We start from the raw sequence: 20,567 nt of genomic DNA, 5'->3' as shown, positions 1-20,567 counted from the left end.
ATCAAGAGAAAATCTACACCCGCTCGAACACCCCCGCCGCCCCCATCCCCGTGCCCACGCACATCGTCACCATCCCATAATCCAGCTTGTGTCGCTGCAGGGCATGCACGACGGTCGCCGAACGGATGGCGCCGGTGGCGCCCAGGGGGTGGCCCAGGGCGATGGCGCCGCCCATGGGGTTGACCACTTCGGGGTTCAGGTTGAGGTCGCGGATGACGGCGAGGGATTGGGCGGCGAAGGCTTCGTTCAGTTCGATCCAGCCCATCTGGTCCAGTTTGAGGCCGGCGCGCTGCAGCACTTCGGGAATGGCGAACTTGGGCCCTATGCCCATGATCTGCGGCGGCACGCCGCGCACGGCAAACGATACAAAGCGCGCCAGCGGCGTCAGGTTGTGCGCCTTGAGGGCGCGCTCGGACACCACCAGCAAGGCGCCGGCGCCGTCTGATGTCTGCGAGCTGTTGCCCGCCGTGACGCTGCCCTTGGCGGCGAACACAGGCTTGAGCTTGGCCAGGGCCTCCATGCTGGTGTCGGCCCGCACGCCTTCGTCGAGGGAGAAGTTCTTGCGGGTTTCCACCACTTGGTCGGAGGCAAGGTTGGGGGTGCGCCGCAGCACTTCGATGGGCAGGATCTCGTCGTTGAACTCGCCCGCTTTCTGCGCGGCCAGGGCGCGCTGGTGCGACTGCAGGGCGAAGGCGTCCTGGTCCTCGCGCGAGACCTTCCACTGTTCGGCCACCTGTTCGGCCGTCTGGCCCATGCCGTAGGCGATGCCGACGTTTTCATCGCGCTCGAAGATGCCGGGGCTGAAGGTGGTGGTGACGCCGATGATGGGCACCTGGCTCATGGACTCGGTGCCCGCGGCGATCATGACGTCGGCCTCGCCGACGCGGATGCGGTCGGCGGCCATGGCCAGGGCGGTCAGGCCCGAGGCGCAGAAGCGGTTGACGGTGGCGCCCGGCACGGTGTCGGGCAGGCCGGCCAGCAGCAGGCCCAGGCGCGCCACGTTGAAGCCTTGCGGGCCTTCGGGGATGGCGCAGCCGACGATGACGTCTTCGACGGCGGCCGGGTCGAGGTTGGGCGCCTGCGCCAGCAGGCCGCGCAGCACGGTCGCCAGCAGGTCGTCGGGACGGTAGTGCGCCAGGGTGCCGCGCGGCGCCTTGCCGATGGGGCTGCGGGTCGCGGCGACGATATAGGCTTGTTGCAGTGTGGTCATGTGTCGTCCCCTTGGCTTAGTTGCGCACCGGCTTGCCGGTCTTTACAAAACCCATGATGCGTTCCTGCGTCTTGGGATGAGCCAGCAGGCCCAGGAAGGCTTCGCGTTCGCGGGCCAGCATCCAGCCCTCGTCGACGCGCTCGCCCGGGTCGAGATCGCCGCCGCACATGACGTGGGCGATGGTGGCCGCCACGTGGAAGTCATGCTCGGAGATGAAGCCGCCCACGCGCATGTTCACGAGCTGTCCCTTCAGCGTGGCGATGCCGTCGCGCCCGGCCACCGGGAAAGGCTGGGGCATGGGCGCCCGCCAGCCCGCTTCGGCCAGCACGTGGGCTTCGCGCACCGCCACGTAGAGCAGTTCGTTGCGGTTCATGACGATGGGGTCGGAAGGCAGCAGGAAGCCGATTTCGCGCGCATGCAGTGCCGAGGTCGAGACCGCGGCCTGCGCGATGGGGAAGGCGAAACGCTTGAGATAGGCCAGCAGGGGCGCATCGGGCGCGCCCTCGGCCTGCAGTTCGGCTGCCCGCCGGGCGCTCCAGGTGAGGCCGCCGGCGCCGGGCACCAGCCCCAGGCCGGATTCGACCAGGCCCATGTAAGTCTCGAAATGCGCCACCCGCCGCGCGCAGTGCAGGGCCAGTTCGCAGCCGCCGCCCAGGGCCATGCCCGCCAGCGCCGCCACCACCGGCACCTGGGCGTAGCGCAGGCGCAGCACCATGTCCTGCATGGCGCGCTCGACCGGCTCGACCGCCTTGGGACCGCCCGAGGCGAACAGGGGCAGCATGGATTTCAGGTCGGCTCCGGCCGAAAAAGGGTCGGTGAGCTGGCCCACCACGAGAGCGCTGAAGGAGCCCTCGGCGATGTCCACCGCGTGCTGCACGCCCTTCATCACCTCGGGACTGAGGGTATGCATCTTCGACTTGAACGATACGATGAGCACGTCGGCGGGATGCGGCGCAGGCAGCGTCCAGCACTTGACCGCTTCGTCTTCGAACACCACCTCTTCGCCCAGGCCGCTGCCCTCGCCGACCAGGCGGGGCGCGCCCACCTGGCGTTCGTACACCGGCAGGGCGCTGCGCTGCTCGAAGGCCTGGGCGGCCGGATTCCAGGAGCCTTGGGGCGTATGCACGCCCTGGGCCTCGTCCACCGGGCCGCTGAAGACCCAGTCGGGCAAAGGCGCCGACGCCAGCGCCTTGCCGTTCTCGATGTCGTCGGCGATCCATTGCGCCACCTCGCGCCAGCCTGCCGACTGCCAGATCTCGAACGGCCCCTGGCTGTGCCCGAAGCCCCAGATCATGGCCTGATCGACCTGCCTCGCCGTATCGGCGATGTCGGCCAGGTGGAAGGCGCTGTAGTGGAAGATGTCGCGCAGCACCGCCCACACGAACTGGGCCTGCGGATGCTGCGATTCGCGCAGGCCGCGCAGGCGCTTGGCCGGATCGCGCTCGGCCAGCAGAGCTGCCACGGCATCGTCGACCTTGGCATCGGCCGGCACGTATTCGCGCTTCTCAGGATCCAGGCGCAGTATGGCCTTGCCTTCTTTGCGGTAGAAGCCGGCGCCCGTCTTCTGGCCCAGGGCGCCCTTCTCGATCAGCGCTTCCAGCACGGGCGGCAGCGCAAACGCCTCGCGGAAAGGGTCGTTGGGCAGCTGGTCCTGCATGGTGCGGATGACGTGGGCCAGGGTGTCCAGGCCGACCACATCGGCCGTGCGGAAGGTGCCCGACTTGGCCCGCCCCAGGCGGGTGCCGGTCAGCTCGTCGACCTGCTCGTAGCTGAGCCCGTACTTCTGCGCCTGGACGAATACGGACAGGATGCCGAACACGCCGATGCGGTTGCCGATGAAATTGGGCGTATCCTTGGCCCTCACCACGCCCTTGCCCAGCCGCGTGGTCAGAAAGGTTTCGAGCTGGTCCAGCAGGGCCGGCTGCGTGTCGGCCGTGGGAATCAATTCGACCAGCGGCATGTAGCGCGGCGGGTTGAAGAAGTGCACGCCGCAGAAGCGCGACCGCAGGGATTCGGGCAGCGCCTGGGACAGCCGGGTGATCGACAGGCCCGAGGTATTGCTGGCCACGATGGCCCCCGGCTTGATGGCGGGCGCCAGCTTTTTGTAGAGGTCCTGCTTCCAGTCCATGCGCTCGGCAATGGCTTCGATGACCAGATCGCACTCGGCCAGGCGGTGCAGATCGTCCTGGTAGTTGGCCGGCTCGATCAGTTCCGCCAGGGCGGGCGCGCCCAGCGGCGCAGGGCTGGCCTTGCGCAGCATCGCAATGGCCTTGTGGACCACGCCGTTGGGGTCGCCCTCTTTGGCGGGCAGGTCGAACAACACCACCGGCACGCCGGCGTTCACGCAATGGGCCGCGATCTGCGCCCCCATGACTCCCGCGCCGCATACAGCTACTTTGCGGATATGAAACTGGCCTGAATGACTGGTTTGCATGGACGTCGCTCCGTTCAAGCTGAAGGATGAATAGCTTTAGTGTAGTACGCGAAGCGTGGATCGGCCTGCAACGGTTTGTGGCAAGCCCGCGAGGCCTGGAATCAGTACTCTGACGCACGGCCCGTAAGGGCCACGCCGATCTTCAGCAGGAAATGCGAGACGTCGTCGCACAGCCGCTGGAACCAGGAATGGCGTGCGTAGGTCTCGGCGGTGACCCGGTTGCAGCTGTTGGCCAGCTCGCGCTCCAGCGCGGCCTTGAGTTGGTCGGCAAAGCCCTCGTCGCTGATGAAGACGTTGGTTTCGCGGGCCAGCAGCAGGCTGAACGGGTCCATGTTCGACGACCCGATCATGGCGCAGCCGTCGATCACGGCGACCTTGGCGTGCAGATAGCTGGGCTGGTATTCATAGATCTCGATGCCGCCGGCCAGGACTTTCTGATACATGCTGCGACAAGCGCGATATTGCAGGGCGTATTCGGCCCGGCCCTGCAGCAGCAGCCGCACCCGCACGCCGCGCCGGGCCGCCCGGCGCAGCGCGGCCTTCAGCCGGCGGCCGGGAAAAAAGTACGAGTTGGCGATGAGGGCGTCGTGGGTGGCCGTTTCCAGGGCCTGGACGTAGACGTTCTCGATGGTCTTGCGAAAGCGCAGGTTGTCGCGCAGCAGCACGGTGGCGCGCATGCCCGGTTCGAAGCGGGGCTGGGCGTCGGCCAGGACGCGCGCCCGGCGCTCGCGCCAGCCCCTGATGCGCTGGTAGAAACCGCCCCAGTCGTCGCGGCGGCGCCAGGCCATGCGCATCCACAGATCGCTCTGGGCCCTGGACAGGTCCTGCACGATGGGGCCGCGCACGCGCACGGCGAAGTCGAAGCGCGGCTTGGGGCCCTGGCCGTCGTCGGGCACGTCCACGAGGTCGTCGATGATGTTGATGCCGCCGACGAAGCCGATGCGGTCGTCCACCACGGTGACCTTGCGATGCAGGCGGCGCAGCCGGCTCAGCCTGAAGCGATAGCGGCCCAGGCCGGCCGGTTCGGGCCGGTAGACGCGCACCTGCGCCCCCATCTCGTCGAGCAGCCGCACTATCTCGGGGGCGTTCTCGTAGCTGCCGAAGCCGTCGATGACGACGCGCACTTTGACGCCCCGCTGGCAGGCGGCGCGCAGATGTCCCAGCACCTTATGGCCCGTGTCGTCCAGGTTGAAGATGTAGGTTTCGAGGTGAACGCTGGACTGCGCCTCGTCAATGTCCTTGCACAGCGCAGGAAAGAATTCGCCGCCGTTCTCGAGCAGTTCGATGCAGTTTCCGTCCCGCCAGACCAGGCGGGACTCTTTGCGCGCCATGACTATTCCGCCTCGCCAGCAAGTCTTGTAAGCACTGATTTTGCCATACTAACTTTACACGTGGCGGTGGGCAGGGCCCGCCACGTCCCAAGCATGAAACCGCTGCGCAAACCGTGCCGCGGCAATGTCAACGGCTCGGGCTCGCCGCGCTTCCAGCGGCCCGCGCGCCCTCGTTGTTGAAGCCGCTGTGCGGCCGGTTCAAGGCAGCTCGAGCTCTGCAAAGATGGGCGAATGATCGGACAGCTGCCTCCAGGGCAGGCCATGCAGCACGCGGGCCTTGCGCACGGCGAAGCCGCGCTGGTAGATGCGGTCCAGGCGCAGCCAGGGAAAGGCCGAGGGGAAGGTGCGCGGCGGCGGCGTCATGCGCGCCAGGCCATTGATGCCCAGCTCGTGCACCGAATCTGCAAGCCCCGACCGGCTGCGCAGGGTGCGGCCCAGCCGCTTTACGGTGTGATGCAGCGGCATGGAGCGCGTTGCCAGGCCCTGCGGCGAGACGGCGAAGACCTCGTACAGGCCGAGCTGCTGCACGAACAGCGGCGCCAGGCGGTTGGTCCAGTCGTTGAAGTCGCCGGCGATGATCATGGGCGCATCGGCGGGCACCATGCGCTTGATGCGCTCGACCAGGGCCATGATCTGGCGGGTGCGCCCGCCCGCGAACAGGCCCAGGTGGACTACCAGGCAATGCACCTGGGTGTCGTCGACCATGATGGTGGCGTGCAGCAGGCCGCGCTGCTCGAGCTTGTGGTCGGAGATGTCCTGGTTTTCGTAACTGAGGATGTCGTAGCGGGACAGCAGCGCGTTGCCGTGATCGGTCTGGGCGCGTATGGCGTTGCAGCCATAGCAGTAGTCCATGTCCAGCGCGGCGCCCAGCGATTCATGCTGGGCATGCAGGATGTTCTGGCGCTCGTTGCGCCCCTGTACTTCTTGAAGAAACAGCAGGTCGGGATGCAGGCCATACAAGCCCAGGCGCAGCTGCGACAGCGATTCGCGCGAGCCGATCGCCGATCGGCCCTTGTGGATGTTGTAGCTGACGATGCGCAGGATCGACATGGCCGGCCCCGGGGCTTATTTGGCCTCGGTCGAACGCAGCCGGATATGCAGCTCCCGCAACTGTTTCTCGTCGACCGGAGAAGGCGCGTGCGTAAGCAGGTCTTGCGCGCGCTGGGTCTTGGGGAAGGCGATGACGTCGCGGATGCTTTCGGCGCCCGCCATCATGGTGACGAGGCGATCCAGCCCGAAGGCCACTCCGCCATGCGGCGGCGCGCCATACTGCAGGGCGTCGAGCAGGAAGCCGAATTTTTCGCGTGCTTCGTCGGCGCCGATATTGAGCGCCTGGAACACCTTGCTTTGCACGTCGGCGCGGTGGATGCGCACCGAGCCGCCGCCGATTTCCCAGCCATTGAGCACGATGTCGTAGGCCTTGGCCAGGGCGCGCGCCGGTTCGTTCTCGAGCAGCTCTTCGTGGCCGTCCTTGGGACTGGTGAAGGGATGGTGGGCGGCGAAGTAGCGGCCTTCTTGTTCGTCGTACTCGAACATGGGAAAGTCGACGACCCACAACGGCTGCCAGCCGGCCTCGAACAGCCCGCGCTCTTTGCCGAAATCGCTGTGTCCGATACGCACGCGCAGGGCGCCGATGGCGTCGTTGACGACTTTGGTCTTGTCGGCGCCGAAAAAGACGAGGTCGCCGCTTTGGGCGCCGGTGCGCTCGATGAGCTGGGTCAGCGCCTGGGTATGGATGTTCTTGACGATGGGCGACTGCAGGCCCTCGGGGATGGAGGCGGCGTCGTTGACCTTGATGTAGGCCAGGCCCTTGGCGCCGTAGATGCCGACGAACTTGGTGTAGGCGTCAATCTCGCTGCGGGGCATGGCGGCGCCGCCCGGCACGCGCAGCGCCACGACGCGGCACGCCGGATCCTTGGCCGGGGCCGAGAACACCTTGAAGTCGACGTCGGCCATCAGGTCGGACACATCGACGAACTCGAGCTTGACGCGCAGGTCGGGTTTGTCGGAGCCGAAGCGGCGCATGGCTTCTTCCCACGTCATGGTGGGGAAGGCCTCGGGCAGCTCGACGCCCTGCACCTGGCTGAACACATGGCGCAGCATGCCTTCGAAGATGGCGCGGATTTCTTCTTCGTTGAGGAAGGAGGTTTCGCAGTCGATCTGGGTGAATTCGGGCTGGCGGTCGGCGCGCAGGTCTTCGTCGCGGAAGCACTTGGTGATCTGGTAGTAGCGGTCGAAGCCGGCCACCATCAGCATCTGCTTGAACAGCTGCGGTGATTGCGGCAAGGCGAAGAACTCGCCCGGATTAACGCGAGAGGGCACGAGGTAGTCGCGCGCGCCTTCGGGCGTGCTCTTGGTGAGCATGGGGGTCTCGATGTCGATGAAGCCCAGGCTGTCCAGATATTTGCGCACCTCGATGGAGACGCGGTAGCGCAGCATCAGGTTCTGCTGCATCTGCGGACGGCGCAGGTCGAGCACGCGGTGCGTGAGGCGCGTGGTCTCGGACAGGTTGTCGTCGTCCAGCTGGAACGGCGGCGTGACCGAGGTGTTCAGGATCTCGATCTCGCGGCACAAGACCTCGATCTCGCCGGAAGCCAGTTCGGGATTGCTGGTGCCTTCGGGGCGCAGGCGCACCAGGCCGGTGATGCGCACGCAATACTCGTTGCGGATGCGTTCGGCTGTGGCGAAGGCGTCGACGTTGTCCGGATCCACCACGATCTGCGCCAGGCCGGCCCGGTCGCGCAAGTCGATGAAAATGACGCCGCCATGGTCGCGGCGCCGATGCACCCAGCCAAACAAGGTGACTGTCTGGTCCAGTTGTTCTCGACTGACCTCGCCGGTGTAGCAGGTACGCATGAAGGAGTGCTCCGTTTGTTGATTCTGTAAATGTCGGTTCGGGCCGGTCCCGGCGGCCCCGGCGCCTGGGCCGGGGCTACGAAGCCAGGAAGTCCCTGGCAGGGTTCAGGAGGCCGCCGCCGTGGAGGAAGAAGTATCGGCCGGCTTCGCGGCCGTCGCCGGCTCGGACGATGAACTGGACGGCGAACTGGACGAAGAGGCCGCCGACTCGCCGGAGGCGCCCGTTTTCTTGCCGCCGTCGCGGAAGTCGGTCACATACCAGCCCGAGCCCTTGAGCTGGAAGCCTGCGGCGGTGACCTGCTTGGCATAGGTGCTTTGACCGCATTCAGGGCAAACGGTCAGGACGGGGTCGGACATTTTTTGCAGGACGTCTTGCGCATGACCGCAAGCGCTGCACTTGTATGCATAGATAGGCACGGAAAAAAATCCCAAGAAAAAATAGTCCAAGGAAAAACCGCTGGCTGCCGCCTTGGGTGGTGCGCACGGCAAGGTGCGATGCGCGGCAAAGCTTCGGCCTGGTCCTTTGATTGGAAAAGGTCGGCCGAATCAGACTATGAAAATCACGGATAACGCGTGATTTTAGCTGCTTTTGCCGTTTTTCACCCAGAAGGCGGCCAGCGCCTGTCAACTCTGGAAGGGCAGCCGCACTGGCCTTCGGCACATAGATGAGGGCTGCCGCGCCTAAATCAAGTCCAATGCCCGGCCGGCCGGCGACCGTCTTGCGGCGACGCCAGGCCCTTGCGCCGCGGGCCGCCGGGCATGCGCCGGGGCACGATCTGCAGTATTCTAAGCGGTTGAATCGCTCTTTTTTTCGGACCTTTTTCAATGCCCACCCCCTACACGTTCTCGCAGCGCGCAGAAAAAATCACCAGTTCGACCATCCGCGAAATCCTCAAGGTCACCGAACGCCCTGAAATCATCTCTTTCGCGGGCGGCCTGCCGGCGCCGGTGGGGTTTCCGCTGGACGACGTGAACGCGGCCTTCGACCGGGTACTGGGACAGAACGGGCGCACGGCGCTGCAATACGGCCCCACCGAGGGCTACACGCCGCTGCGCGAATGGGTGGCAGGCGATATGCAGCGGCGCGGCGCGGGGCATGTGGGCGCCGATGAGGTGCTGATCGTCTCGGGCTCGCAGCAGGCGCTCGACCTGTTGGGCAAGCTGTTCATCGATCCGGGCAGCAATGTGCTGGTCGAGGCGCCCAGCTATCTGGGCGCTCTGCAGTCCTTTTCTTTGTATGAGCCCAACTACGTCACCGTGCCCACCGACGAAGGCGGGCTGATCCCGGCCGGCCTGACCGACGAGCGCGTTCGCGATGCGCGCTTCATCTACGCCCTGCCCAACTTCCAGAATCCCACCGGCCGCACGCTGACGCTGGAGCGCCGCCAGGCGCTGGTGCGGCGCTGTGCCGAAGCGGGGCTGCCCATCGTCGAGGACGACCCCTACGGCGACCTGCGCTACACGGGCGAGCCCCTTCCCAGCCTGCTGGCTCTGGGCCGCGAGGCGGGCGCCACGGTGGTCAGGCTGGGCTCGTTCTCGAAGGTGCTTGCGCCGGGCCTGCGGCTGGGCTATATCGTTGCGCCGGCGCCTATCATCAGCAAGCTGGTGCAGATCAAGCAGGCCACCGACCTGCACACGGCCACGCTTACGCAGATGGCCGTGTACGAAATCGTCAAGGATGGCTTTCTCGACCAGCACCTGCCGGCCGTGCGCGAAATCTACCGCAAGCAATGCGGCTATATGCTCGACGCCATGCAGGCGCATTTTCCGTCCACGGCCAGCTGGACACAGCCCGAGGGCGGCATGTTTATCTGGGTCACGCTGCCGGCGCACATCGATGCGCACGAGCTGCTTGCGCGCGCCGTTGCGCAGAACGTGGCCTTCGTGCCCGGCGCGCCCTTCTTTGCCGACGAGGCCCGGCACAACACGCTTCGCCTGAGCTTCGTCACGGTGCCCGAGGCCCGCATCCGCGAAGGCATTGCCATTTTGGGCCGGCTCATTGCGCAGAGCGCCGCCGACACTGCCGGGCAAACGCTCGAATTGAATGGATCAGAATCGATTCCCGCGATCGTCGCCGCCGAGAACGCCATGATTTCCTCCGCCGCCCGCACGCAGGCGGTCTGATTGCCCTTTATGTCGTCGATACAGCAACCGCCTCCACCCGACAACTCAGCCCCGCACACACTGCCCGATCTGTCCGACATGCGCCACGACGACTGGGTGGAGCGCTGGCTGCCCCGGTCATGGGGGCCTTACGCCCGGCTGTGCCGGCTGGACAGGCCGGTGGGCACCTGGCTGACGCTGCTGCCCTGCCTGGCGGCGCTGGTGCAGGCGGCCGAGGGCTGGCCGACGCTGTGGCGGCTGTTCATCTTTTCGCTGGGCGCCCTGCTGATGCGCGGCATCGGCTGCACGCTCAACGACATCTTCGACCGCGATCTGGACCATCAGGTCGAACGCACGCGCTTCCGTCCCCTGACCAGCGGCCAGATCACGCTGCGCAATGCGCTGTACTTCCTGCTGGGGCAGTTTGCCGTCTGCGCCCTGCTGCTGCTCGCCATCAACGAGTACAGCCGCTGGATGGCGGTGGCGCTGGTGCCCATCGTGGTGATCTATCCGCTCTGCAAGCGCTTCACCTACTGGCCGCAGATCGTGCTGGGCATAGGTTTCAACTGGGGCATGCTGATGGCATGGTCCGACACGCAAAACTACATTCCGCTGGCCGGTGTGGCCATGTGGGTGGGCGCGGTACTGTGGCAGGTGGGCTATGACTCGATCTATGCCTACGTGGACGTGCGCGACGACCTCAAGGTGGGCGTGAAGTCCACCGCCATGCGTTTTGCCGAGCACGGCAAGCTCTGGATCAGCGGCTTTTATCTGGCGACGTTCGCGCTGTGGCTCTACGGCGGCCTGGCCCTGGGCCATCATGCCGGCTACTTCGTGGTGCTGGCCATCATCGGGGGCCATTTCGTCTGGCAGATGAGGGTCTTCAACCTGGCGCGGCCCGACCGCAATTTCATGCTGTTCCGCTCGAACATGGCGGTGGGCGTGATGCTGATTCTCGCGACGCTGCTGGGCACGCTTTTATAATGGCGCTCGCCGCCGGTAAAAAACGCGCACAAAACGGAAGACGCCGAAACACTTCCCGCGCAGCGGCCGCCTCGCTCAACAACCATTTACTCATCCAACGTGACAGGCGCTTCGCGCCTGCCTGTCGAAGGTAGACACTATGCCCGGTTTAGTCGAACTGATCGCCACCGCTCTTTTTGCCATCGCCATCGTGCACACATTCTCGGTGCCCGTGTTCGCGCGCCTGGCCAATCGCAACGGACCGCATGCGGGGCTTTGGCATCTGCTGTCCGAGGTGGAGGCGGTGTTCGGCGTCTGGGCCTTCGTGCTGATCATTATTTTCGGGCTGGTGGCCGGGGCGCATGAGGCAGTCACCTATCTGGACACACGCAACTTCACCGAACCGGCCTTTGTATTCGCCATCATGGTGGTGGCGGCCAGCCGGCCCATTCTGGACCTGGTGGGCATGATCGTGCGGGGGCTGTCGCGGGCGCTGCCGATGCGCAACGAACTGTCGACCTTCTTCGTCACGCTGTCCATCGTGCCGCTGGCGGGTTCGTTCATCACCGAGCCGGCGGCCATGACGCTGGCCGCCCTGCTGCTGCGGGACGCCTATTTCCACAAGCCCGAGCAGGTGGGCTTCAAGTATCTGACGCTGGGCGTGCTGTTCGTCAACATCTCGATCGGCGGCGTGCTGACGGCCTACGCGGCGCCGCCGGTGCTGATGGTGGCGCAGACTTTCGGCTGGGACTCCTCGTACATGGCGACGCACTTCGGCTGGCGCGCGGTAGTCGCGGTCTTCGTCAATGCGGCCGTGCTGACCCTTATCTGCCGAAAGTATCTGCTGTCGGGCGACATCGGCCGCGACCAGAAGCAGCCCCTTGCAATGACGCCCATGAGCGTCATTGCCGTGCATGTGGCGATACTGATCGGCATCGTGCTGGGCGCCCATCATCCGGTGGTCTTCCTGGGCCTGCTGATGATGTTCATCGGCTATGCGCAGGCGTATGCGCGCTATCAGGACCGGCTGATGATCAAGGAGGGCCTGATGGTGGGCTTTTTCCTTGCGGGGCTGGTGGTGCTGGGGGGGCTGCAGCAGTGGTGGCTGCAAGACCTCCTGGGCGGGCTTTCTCCCACGGTGCTGTTCTGGGGCTCGACGGCGCTGACGGCGGTGACGGACAATGCGGCGCTGACTTATCTGGGCTCTCTGGTAGAGGGCACGAGCGATCTGTGGCGCTACATGCTGGTGGCGGGGGCCGTGACGGGCGGCGGCCTGACGGTGATCGCGAATGCGCCGAACCCGGCGGGGTTTGCGATTTTGAAGGGCTGCTTTCCCGATGGGGCGATTTCGCCGCTCAAGCTGCTGATGTCGGCGTTGGTTCCGACGCTGGTGGCGGCGTTCATGTTCTTGCTGCCCAATGCGTTTTGAGTTCTCGCGCCGCCTGGGCGAGCGGCACGGTCTCATAGTATCTTGGATACTTGCATCGCCCCCCTACACAATTTGTAGAGCCTGAGCGTGATGAATACGACGCGTGTCCAGACCGTCGGTAAAGACCCACCTATAAACACCTATTCCGCCAACAAGACCCCTTCCTCGTCCAGCAAAGGATACGAAGCCGCGCCCGGCAATTCGTAATGCCACCACTCCGTAGGCAATGACACGAAACCCGCCTGCAGCATGATGCCCAGCAGCAGATGGCGGTTGCGCTGGACGGCAACCGGAAGGTCGGGCCGGTCGTGATGCGACTGCTCGCGCATGTCGTCGAAGCCCGTGCCCATGTCCAGCGCTTCGCCGTCGATGTCCAGCAGCGTTACATCTACCGCCACGCCGCGGCTGTGGTTGGAACCATGGCGCGGGTCGGCCACGTAGGCGGGATTCGGGCATATCCGCCACAGCACCTCCTGCGCCGCGGGCGGTCGATAGGCGTCGAATATTTTCAGGGTGAGCCCCGCCCGACGGGCCGCGACGGCGGCGCGCATCAGGCAGGCGGCGGCGTCCGGATGCAGCATGCAGGGCGCGTCGGCGGCGTAGATGGGCAGGCAGATGAAGTTGTTGGAGCCGGCGTAGACGAGTTCGATTTCTACCGGATACCCGGCCGGTTCGATCGTGACCAGCCCAGCGGGGGACAGGGGAGATGGCGCCCGCTTCGCGCCGGCGCTTCCTGCGTCAGATGCTGGTCGAGACGCGGCTGCCGCGCCGGCGGGCAGCGGCCGCGCACCGGTCTGAGCATGCGGCGCCGTGTCGTGCCGGCCGCCGGCCTCGGACGCCACGTCAGGAATCCCGCGTCTTCTTGGCGTCGCGGCGCAGCAGCCTGATCAGCCAGGAAAACAGGGTCAGGGAACACACCAGGCCGACCGCGAAGATCAGCAGGACAATGATTTCACCGGACGTCATACCGTATGAACACTCGTAGGCTTGGACATGCGGCTATGTTAACGCCATCGGCGTCATGATGCCGCCCGGACGGCCGTGGCGGGCCTCCGGGCGGAAAAGACCGGATCAGGAACCGGTGTTGTCGAACAGCTTGCGCAGTTCGGGCGCGTAGCGCGGGCTGGCCTGGTCGATGGCCTTCCAGGCCGCTTCGTTGGCCTTGGCGACGAATTCCTCGGCTTGCTTGGGCTCGAGCTCGACGATCTCGATGCCGGCGTCGATGAGCTGCTGCTTCTCTTTCTCGGCCAGGGCGTCGTCCTCGTCATAGCGGGCCTCGAGCTGCTTGACCTGGTCCTTCAGGAAGGCGCGCTGCTCGTCGTTCAGTTTCTTTTCCCAGGAATTCTGGTTCATGAACAGGCTGACCTCGACGTTGTAGAAACCGGGGTCGATGCGGTATTTGGTCTTCTCCTGCCAGCCGAGGTCGAAAATGCCGACGCTGGGCCAGCCATAGCCGTCGACTACGCCGCGCTCGAGGGCGGTGTAGACCTCGCCGGGCGGAACCTGCAGCGGCAAGGCGCCCAGCGACTGGAAGAAGGTGCGGTACACCGGCACGCTGCGCAGCTTCATGCCCTCGAAGGAGCCGTTCTCGGGCTTTTTGGTGGTGTATACGTGGTACTTCAGGCCGTCATGGACGCGGCCCAGCCATACCATGTTGGCCTTTTCGCGATGGATCTTGTCCATGAGCTCGTAGCCGCCGTTGGCGCGCACTTCGGCCATGGGCGTCGAAGAAAAGCTCATCACCAGCGCTTCGGGGACGAGGTTGGCGTGGAACACACCGGTGGTATTGGACATGTCGACCACGCCGGCGCGCACCGCATTGCCCACTTCGAACGGAGGCATGGCTTCGGGGCCGCCGATCATGTTGATCTGCACGATGCCCTTGCCCTCTTCATTGACCTTCTTCACGAAGGCTTCGAACTTGCGGTCGAAGAAGGAATCCTTGGCAAAGACGCTGACCGCGCGCAGCGTGACTTCCGCGCCGTGAGCGGCGCTGGCGGCCATGAGGCCCAGGACGGTACCCAGAGCGATCTGCTTGAACTGCAACTTCATAAGTGTCTCCACATTGCTACTACATCATCATCCTGGGCAGCCCGATGGCCAGCCAGGGAAGGAACAACAACAGGCCCAGCACCAGCAGTTCGAGAATGATGAACGGCATTACCGAGCCATAGATCTGAGTCAGCCTGATATGGCTGGGCGCTACGCTTTGCATAACCATGCACAGCAGCCCGAAGGGCGGCGTCAGCAGGCCGATCTCCATGGCCAGCAGCAGCATGACGCCGAGCCAGACAGGGTCGATGCCCGCGGCGTGGGCCAGCGGCATGAAGAACGGCAGCGTGATCATCATCATGCTGACCTGGTCGATGACGCAGCCCAGCAGCAGCACGATCGCCAGCATGCCCACCACCAGCCAGATGGGCGAAAGCTCGTACTGGGAGATCAGGTTCAGCAGGCCGGTGGTGGCGCCCGAAAAGCTCAGCAGCTGCGAGAAGGTGGTCGAGGCGATCAGCACGAACAGGATGATGACCGAGATGCGCGCGGTCTCCATCAGCGCTTTATAGAAGGTCTTCCAGGTGAAGGCGCCGTAAAAGACGGTCGCGAGCGCCGAGGCGACGGCGCCGATGGCCGCCGATTCGGTGGGCGAGGCCCAGCCCATCAGCATGCTGCCCACCACGGCCACGAAGATGGCGAACAGGGGCAGGACATCGCGCACGAAGGGCTTCCACTTCTGCCAGCCGGACAGGGTCGGGCCGGACTCGTCGATCGGCGCCAGCGAGGGGTCGAGCTTGCAGCGCACGACCACGTAGCCGACGAACAGCAGCGCCAGCAGCAGGCCGGGAACGATGCCGCCGATCAGCAGCTGCGAGATGGAGATGCCGCCCAGGCTGCCCAGCATGACGGCCAGGGCCGACGGCGGGATGAGCATGGCGATGCCGCCCACGGCCATGATGGGGCCCATGGCGATGCTGGGCTGGTAGCCGCGCTTGAGCATGTCAGGCAGCAGGGTGCCGCCCATCATGGCGGTGTTGGCGATGGTGGAGCCCGACAAGGTGGCGAACACGGTGCCGCCCACCACCGACACGATGGACAGGCGGCCCGGCACCTTGTTGATCAGGCTTTCGACCGCGCTGATGGCCCGATAGGCCACGCCGGTATGGAACAGCACCTCGCCCATCAATATGAACAGCGGAATCGGCGTCAGCGAGAAACTGCTGACCGACTGTATGGAGTTGCGCACGAGTTGGCCCAGGCCCGCTTCGCCGCCCATGAAGAACCAGGCGCCCAGGATGTTGACGCCCAGGAAAGCGAAGGCCACCGGCACGCCGACCAGCATCAGGACGAACAGCACGCCCAGCAGACCGCTCAAGGCCCAATACCATTCCATCATGATGCCGCCTTTGCGCACAGCGTGGCGCATGCCAGGCGGCGGATGAACTCCACCGACAGCAGAACGAAGCTGATCACCATGGGAATGGCGAGCCACCAGTCCGGAAACACCAGGACCTTGAAGATCATGCCGCCCTGCTGGGCGCTGTCCAGCATGCTGATGACGCCTTGCACCGCCAGCACCAGGCTAACGGCCAGGCACACCACATTGCCGATGATGCCCGCGATGCGCAGCGCGACGCCCGACAGGCCCCGCAGGAGGATATCGACGCGGATGTGATCGTTGGTGTAGACCAGCCACGGCGCCGCCAGAAAGGCCGACACCATCAGCATGTATTCAGTGGCCTCGACCGACCATGGGATGGAAGTGACGCCCAGGTTGCGCAGCAGTACGTCGGCGCATACCAGCAATGCCATGACGGCGAACAATATGGCGGCAACGACACCCGTGCCTATCATGAGCCCCCGGTACATGCACGCACCCAGAGAGGGCTGCCGCCCTTGCGGCGACTGTCCTGTGTCTTCCATAGACCTACCTTGATTCAATACAACGACTACAACTTCAGCCTACTGAAGACCAGTCGGGAAAAGAATTTTACACTTAAAGCATCTGCGCAATATTAGGGTTATTGCTAGGTAAACGCCGGGATGCCTTGGGTTTTCATAGGGAAAATGCGCTGCGGTTTTTTTTGCGTTGCAGTGTGTTTTGAGTCACAAATTCTGTGCAACAATGCCGACTTTAAGCGCATAAAACCCGATGGGCTTCCACGATGTGCTTTTCCAGCCGCTCGAAGAACGCGGCTGGGCGGTCGGCGATCGCATTGTCCCCCCCTCTCTGACGCAGTCTCTGCGCAATCACGCCCACCAGCTGTGGCAGCAGGGCTTTTTCAGGCCCGCCTCCGTCGGCCGCCAGGCCGGGCTGAAGCACGATCCCGACATACGCGGGGACGCCATCTGCTGGCTGGACGACAAAACGCCCGATACGCCCGCTGCGGAATTCCTGGCCTGGGCCGACGGCTTGCGCCAGGATCTGAACCGGCATTTTTTCCTGAGCCTGCGGGGGCAGGAATTCCACTTCGCGCACTATGAACCGGGCCGGGGCTACGCCCGGCACCTGGACCAGCACGGCGGAACGAGTGCGCGCAAAGTGTCTTTGGTGCTGTATTTGAACGAGGACTGGAAAGCCGGAGACGGCGGCGAGCTGTGCCTGTATGGCCCCGCGGCGAAAGAGGAGGCGGCCGCGAGCGCCGGACGGACCTCGGCAGGCGACGGGCCCGAAGCCGATGCCAGGATACTGCCCGAAGCGGGCCGGCTGGCGCTGTTCCTGAGCGACCGCATTCCCCACGAAGTGCTGCCCGCCCGGCGCGTGCGCTGGAGCCTGACGGGCTGGTTCCGGGACGATGCCGGCTAGGGCCTAGACGCTGAGGTAGGCGCGGCGCACTTCTTCGTTGTCGGCCAGTTCCTGCATGGTGGCGTGATAGCGGATCTGACCTTTTTCAAGCACATAGGCCCGGTCGGACACCAGTTCGGCAAAATGCATGTTCTGCTCGGACAGCAGGATGCTGACCCCGCTGGCCTTGAGCTCGAGGATCATGTTGGCCATCTGCTCGACGATGACGGGGGCCACGCCTTCCGAAGGCTCGTCCAGCAGCACGAGATAGGGGTTGCCCATCAGCGCCCGCGCCACGGTCAGCATCTGCTGCTCGCCGCCGCTCATGCGGCCGCCCGGCCGCTGCGGCATCTCGCCCAGGTTGGGAAACAGCTTGAACAGGCGCTCGGGCGTCCATTCGGGCGCGCCCTGGCCATCGCCACGCGGGGGCTGGCGGCCCACCGCGAGATTCTCCATGACGGTCAGGTCGGTGAAGACGCGGCGGTCTTCGGGCACGAAAGCCAGCCCGAGCCGCGCGGCCTGATAAGGCTCGCTGCGTGAAATGTCGTGCCCCAGGAAATGGATGTCGCCGCGGCGCTTGTCCAGCATGCCCATGATGGCCTTGAGGGTGGTGGATTTTCCGGCGCCGTTGCGGCCCATCAGGGCCACGACTTCGCCGCGACCCACCTGCAGGTCGAGATCGAACAGAATCTGGGCGGCGCCGTACCAGGCCCGCAGGCCCTTGGCATCCAGCAATGTCTGCGTCGCCGTGTTCATCATGCAAGCTCCTTGTCTGCCGCTTTTTTCTCGAATGTCTTGCCGCTGCCGAAATAGACCTCCTGCACCTTGGGATGGTCGCGGATCTCGAGCGGCTTGCCTTCGGCGATGAGCCGCCCGCGCGCCAGGACGATCATGCGGTCGGCGTAGGCGAACACCACGTCCATGCTGTGCTCGGTGAACAGCACGGCCATGTTGCGTTCGACCACCAGCTTCTTGGTCAGCGCCATGAGCTCGTTGCGCTCTTTGGGCGCCATGCCGGCGGTGGGCTCGTCCATAAGCAGCAGCTTGGGATTGTTGGCGATGGCGATGGCCAGCTCGACGCGCTTGACGTCGCCATAGGCCAGATCGGCGCAGGGCCGGTCGGCCTGCTGCGCCATGCCGACTTTTTCCAGCAGCTCGATGGCTTCGTCGCGCTTGTGGCCGGCCGCCTTGCGCCAGGTGGCCAGCAGCTTGCCGTCCGCCGAAAGCAGGGCCATCTGCACGTTCTCGACCACCGTCAAAGAGCCGAAGGTCTCGGCGATCTGGAAGGTGCGGCCCACGCCCAGCTTCCAGATGTCGCGCGGAGGCAGGCCGATCAGCTCGTGGCCGTCAAGCTTGATGGAGCCCCGGTCGGCGCGCAGCTGGCCGTTGACCATGTTGAAGGTGGTGGACTTGCCGGCGCCGTTGGGTCCGATGAGGGCCAGCAGCTCGCCCGCGGCCAGGTCGAAGCTGATCTCGTCGACGGCCTTGACGCCGCCGAAGGACTTGCCCAGTCCGGATACGTTGAGCAGGCTCATAGTTGCACTCCTTTCGCGCCCACGCGATCGATCTTCTTGCCGGCCAGGCCGTCGTAGAGCTGTTTGATGGTGCCGGCAATGCCCTGCGGGAAGAGCAGCACGAGCAGCAGGATGATGCCGCCCAGCATGGCGCGCCAGAAATCGGTGTTGCGGGCCACGACGTCATGCAGCCAGGTGAACGAGACGGCGCCCACGACCGGGCCGACGAGGGTTTGCATGCCGCCCAGCAGCACCATGACCAGGCCGTCGATGGATTTGTTCACGTGCAGGGTCTCGGGCGCGATGCTGCCCTTGGAGAAGGCGAACAGCGCCCCCGCCAGGCCGGCGACCGCGCCGGCCAGGATGAAGCCGTACCAATGGATGCGCTTGACGTTGATGCCGATGGCGTCGGCGCGCAGGAAGGAGTCGCGTCCCGCCCGCATGGCGTAGCCGAAGGGCGAGAACAGCACCCGGCGCAGCCACAGGATGCCGGCGATGACCAGCACCAGCGTCAGGTAGTAATAGACGGTCTTGTCCGCCAGCCAGGCCGCGGGCCACACGCCGGTGAGGCCGTTGCTGCCGCCAGTGAAGTCGTCCCACTGGAAGACGATGGCCCAGGTGATCTGCGCCACGGCCAGCGTCAGCATGGCCAGATATACGCCCGACAGCCGCACGCAGAACCAGCCGTAAATGATGGCGCCCACCGCGGCGACCAGCGGCGCGAGAACGAGCGAGGCCTCCATCGGCAGGCCGAGCTGGCGCACCAGCAGGGCGGCCCCGTAGGCGCCCAGGCCGAAGTAGGCGGCATGCCCGAACGAGTGCATGCCCCCCGGTCCCATGATGAAGTGCAGGCTGACGGCGAACAGCGAGGCGACCAGCAGGTCGATGAGCAGCACGGTGACGTAGGGCGAATCGATGGTCAGTATCGGCAGCGCCACGAGGAACAGCGCGAAGATGCCCATGCCGATCTTGAACCGGACGCTGGCCGGAACCAGCGGCTTCTCGCCCTGGCTGTTCTTGTGGCCGGGAGGCTGCGGCCGGCCGAACAGGCCCCAGGGACGCAGGATGAGCACCACCGCCATGACCAGGAACTCGACCACCAGGGTGAGCTTGGTGAAGGAGATGCCGACGCCCATGATCTCGACCACGCCCAGCCACACACAGAGGGCCTTGAGCTCGGCGATGAGCAGCGCGGCGACGTAGGCGCCGGGAATCGAGCCCATGCCGCCCACCACCACGATGACGAAGGCCGCGCCGATGATGTGGATGTCCATTTCGAGGTTGGCCGGTTCGCGCGGCAATTGCAGCGCGCCGCCCAGCGCGGCCAGCATCGCCCCCAGGGCGAACACGGCCGTGAAGAGCCAGGCCTGATTGACGCCCAGTGCGCTGACCATGCCGCGGTCCTGCGTGGCGGCGCGCACCAGCGTGCCCCAATGCGTGCGGGTCAGCAGCAGCCACAGCAGGCCCAGCACGACGGGGCCGGCGGCGATCAGGAACAGGTCATAGGTGGGAAACTGGCGGCCCAGGATCTCGATGGCGCCTTCCAGGCCCGGCGCCCTGGGACCCAGCAGCTCTTCGGGCCCCCAGTACCACAGCACGACGTCGCGCAGCACCAAGGCCACCGCGAAGGTGGCCAGCAGCTGGAACAGTTCGGGCGCATGGTAGATGCGGCGCAGCAGCAGCATTTCGATCAGGGCGCCCAATATGCCCACCGCGATGGCGGCAAGCAGGATGGCGGGCCAGAACCCCAGGGTGTCCTCGAACGTGAGCACGAGCGAATAGGCGACATAGATGCCGACCATGTAGAACGACCCGTGGGCGAAGTTGACGATGCGCGTGACACCGAAGATAAGCGACAGGCCCGCGGCGACCAGGAACAGCGACGAAGCGCCGGCCAGGCCGTTGAGCAGCTGTACGATGAAACCGGAGATGTCCATGACGACCCGC

The 20,567-nt window shown here is 65.3% G+C and carries 18 protein-coding genes; 4 read left to right on the top strand and 14 right to left on the bottom strand.

Going from position 1 to position 20,567, the window contains the following annotated elements; translation table 11 throughout:
- Window positions 1-13: 13 nt before the first annotated feature.
- The 6 genes from CSC67_RS05175 to CSC67_RS05150 form a co-directional block, all read right to left on the bottom strand.
- Complete coding sequence (locus CSC67_RS05175) at window positions 14-1,210, bottom strand: acetyl-CoA C-acyltransferase (protein ID WP_118993452.1); 1,197 nt, start codon at window positions 1,208-1,210, stop codon at window positions 14-16.
- 16 nt (window positions 1,211-1,226) lie between these two features.
- Window positions 1,227-3,644, bottom strand: a complete 2,418-nt coding sequence (locus CSC67_RS05170; protein WP_118993451.1) for a 3-hydroxyacyl-CoA dehydrogenase/enoyl-CoA hydratase family protein — start codon at window positions 3,642-3,644, stop codon at window positions 1,227-1,229.
- 101 nt (window positions 3,645-3,745) lie between these two features.
- Window positions 3,746-4,975: a cardiolipin synthase ClsB gene (clsB, locus tag CSC67_RS05165; RefSeq protein ID WP_118993450.1), complete on the bottom strand. Its 1,230-nt coding sequence runs from the start codon at window positions 4,973-4,975 to the stop codon at window positions 3,746-3,748.
- Between the two features lie 198 nt (window positions 4,976-5,173).
- Window positions 5,174-6,025, bottom strand: a complete 852-nt coding sequence (locus tag CSC67_RS05160) for an endonuclease/exonuclease/phosphatase family protein (RefSeq protein WP_118993449.1) — start codon at window positions 6,023-6,025, stop codon at window positions 5,174-5,176.
- Window positions 6,026-6,040: 15 nt separating this feature from the next.
- A complete protein-coding gene (aspS, locus tag CSC67_RS05155; RefSeq protein ID WP_118993448.1) occupies window positions 6,041-7,831 on the bottom strand; it encodes an aspartate--tRNA ligase in 1,791 nt (596 codons plus the stop codon).
- Window positions 7,832-7,936: 105 nt separating this feature from the next.
- Window positions 7,937-8,248: an FmdB family zinc ribbon protein gene (locus CSC67_RS05150; RefSeq protein ID WP_118993826.1), complete on the bottom strand. Its 312-nt coding sequence runs from the start codon at window positions 8,246-8,248 to the stop codon at window positions 7,937-7,939.
- Between the two features lie 408 nt (window positions 8,249-8,656).
- Between CSC67_RS05150 and CSC67_RS05145 the strand changes: the two genes are divergently transcribed.
- From CSC67_RS05145 to CSC67_RS05135, 3 genes are all read left to right on the top strand, one after another.
- Entirely contained in the window at window positions 8,657-9,955 is a 1,299-nt protein-coding gene (locus CSC67_RS05145) for an aminotransferase-like domain-containing protein (protein ID WP_118993447.1), read from the top strand.
- A gap of 9 nt (window positions 9,956-9,964) precedes the next feature.
- Entirely contained in the window at window positions 9,965-10,918 is a 954-nt protein-coding gene (gene ubiA / locus CSC67_RS05140; protein ID WP_118993825.1) for a 4-hydroxybenzoate octaprenyltransferase, read from the top strand.
- A 139-nt stretch (window positions 10,919-11,057) separates the two neighbouring features.
- Window positions 11,058-12,326 (top strand): putative Na+/H+ antiporter, encoded by a 1,269-nt coding sequence (locus CSC67_RS05135; RefSeq protein ID WP_118993446.1) that lies wholly within the window; start codon window positions 11,058-11,060, stop codon window positions 12,324-12,326.
- Between the two features lie 140 nt (window positions 12,327-12,466).
- Here CSC67_RS05135 and ddpX read toward each other — a convergent pair whose 3' ends face one another.
- The 5 genes from ddpX to CSC67_RS05115 all read right to left on the bottom strand — a co-directional run bounded on the left by ddpX (window position 12,467) and on the right by CSC67_RS05115 (window position 16,244).
- Entirely contained in the window at window positions 12,467-13,027 is a 561-nt protein-coding gene (gene ddpX / locus CSC67_RS05130) for a D-alanyl-D-alanine dipeptidase (protein ID WP_118993824.1), read from the bottom strand.
- Between the two features lie 142 nt (window positions 13,028-13,169).
- Window positions 13,170-13,292 (bottom strand): hypothetical protein, encoded by a 123-nt coding sequence (locus CSC67_RS21640; protein WP_280812754.1) that lies wholly within the window; start codon window positions 13,290-13,292, stop codon window positions 13,170-13,172.
- A gap of 105 nt (window positions 13,293-13,397) precedes the next feature.
- On the bottom strand, window positions 13,398-14,378 hold the full coding sequence (dctP, locus tag CSC67_RS05125; protein ID WP_118993445.1) for a TRAP transporter substrate-binding protein DctP: 981 nt from the start codon (window positions 14,376-14,378) through the stop codon (window positions 13,398-13,400).
- Window positions 14,379-14,397: 19 nt separating this feature from the next.
- On the bottom strand, window positions 14,398-15,717 hold the full coding sequence (locus tag CSC67_RS05120; protein WP_245220129.1) for a TRAP transporter large permease: 1,320 nt from the start codon (window positions 15,715-15,717) through the stop codon (window positions 14,398-14,400).
- A complete protein-coding gene (locus tag CSC67_RS05115) occupies window positions 15,714-16,244 on the bottom strand; it encodes a TRAP transporter small permease (RefSeq protein ID WP_209304271.1) in 531 nt (176 codons plus the stop codon). The genes CSC67_RS05120 and CSC67_RS05115 overlap by 4 nt, the downstream gene beginning before the upstream one ends.
- 229 nt (window positions 16,245-16,473) lie before the next feature.
- On the opposite strand from CSC67_RS05115, the gene CSC67_RS05110 reads away from it, so the two are divergent.
- Complete coding sequence (locus CSC67_RS05110) at window positions 16,474-17,127, top strand: 2OG-Fe(II) oxygenase (protein ID WP_118993444.1); 654 nt, start codon at window positions 16,474-16,476, stop codon at window positions 17,125-17,127.
- 3 nt (window positions 17,128-17,130) lie between these two features.
- On the opposite strand, the gene CSC67_RS05105 is transcribed toward CSC67_RS05110, so the two are convergent.
- Genes CSC67_RS05105 through CSC67_RS05095 form a run of 3 tightly spaced genes read right to left on the bottom strand, consistent with a single transcriptional unit; the run spans window position 17,131 to window position 20,557 of the window.
- On the bottom strand, window positions 17,131-17,862 hold the full coding sequence (locus CSC67_RS05105) for an ABC transporter ATP-binding protein (RefSeq protein ID WP_118993821.1): 732 nt from the start codon (window positions 17,860-17,862) through the stop codon (window positions 17,131-17,133).
- Window positions 17,862-18,641 carry an ABC transporter ATP-binding protein gene (locus CSC67_RS05100; protein ID WP_118993443.1) on the bottom strand — a complete coding sequence of 260 codons (780 nt, stop codon included), beginning with the start codon at window positions 18,639-18,641 and terminating at the stop codon, window positions 17,862-17,864. Before CSC67_RS05100 ends, CSC67_RS05105 begins: the two co-directional genes overlap by 1 nt.
- Complete coding sequence (locus CSC67_RS05095) at window positions 18,638-20,557, bottom strand: ABC transporter permease (protein ID WP_118993442.1); 1,920 nt, start codon at window positions 20,555-20,557, stop codon at window positions 18,638-18,640. Before CSC67_RS05095 ends, CSC67_RS05100 begins: the two co-directional genes overlap by 4 nt.
- Between the last annotated feature and the right edge of the window lie 10 nt (window positions 20,558-20,567).

This window comes from Pusillimonas caeni (assembly GCF_003545815.1).
In the GTDB taxonomy this organism is placed as follows: Bacteria; Pseudomonadota; Gammaproteobacteria; order Burkholderiales; family Burkholderiaceae_B; genus Pusillimonas; species Pusillimonas caeni.
This window is presented reverse-complemented; position numbering and strand designations above follow the sequence as displayed.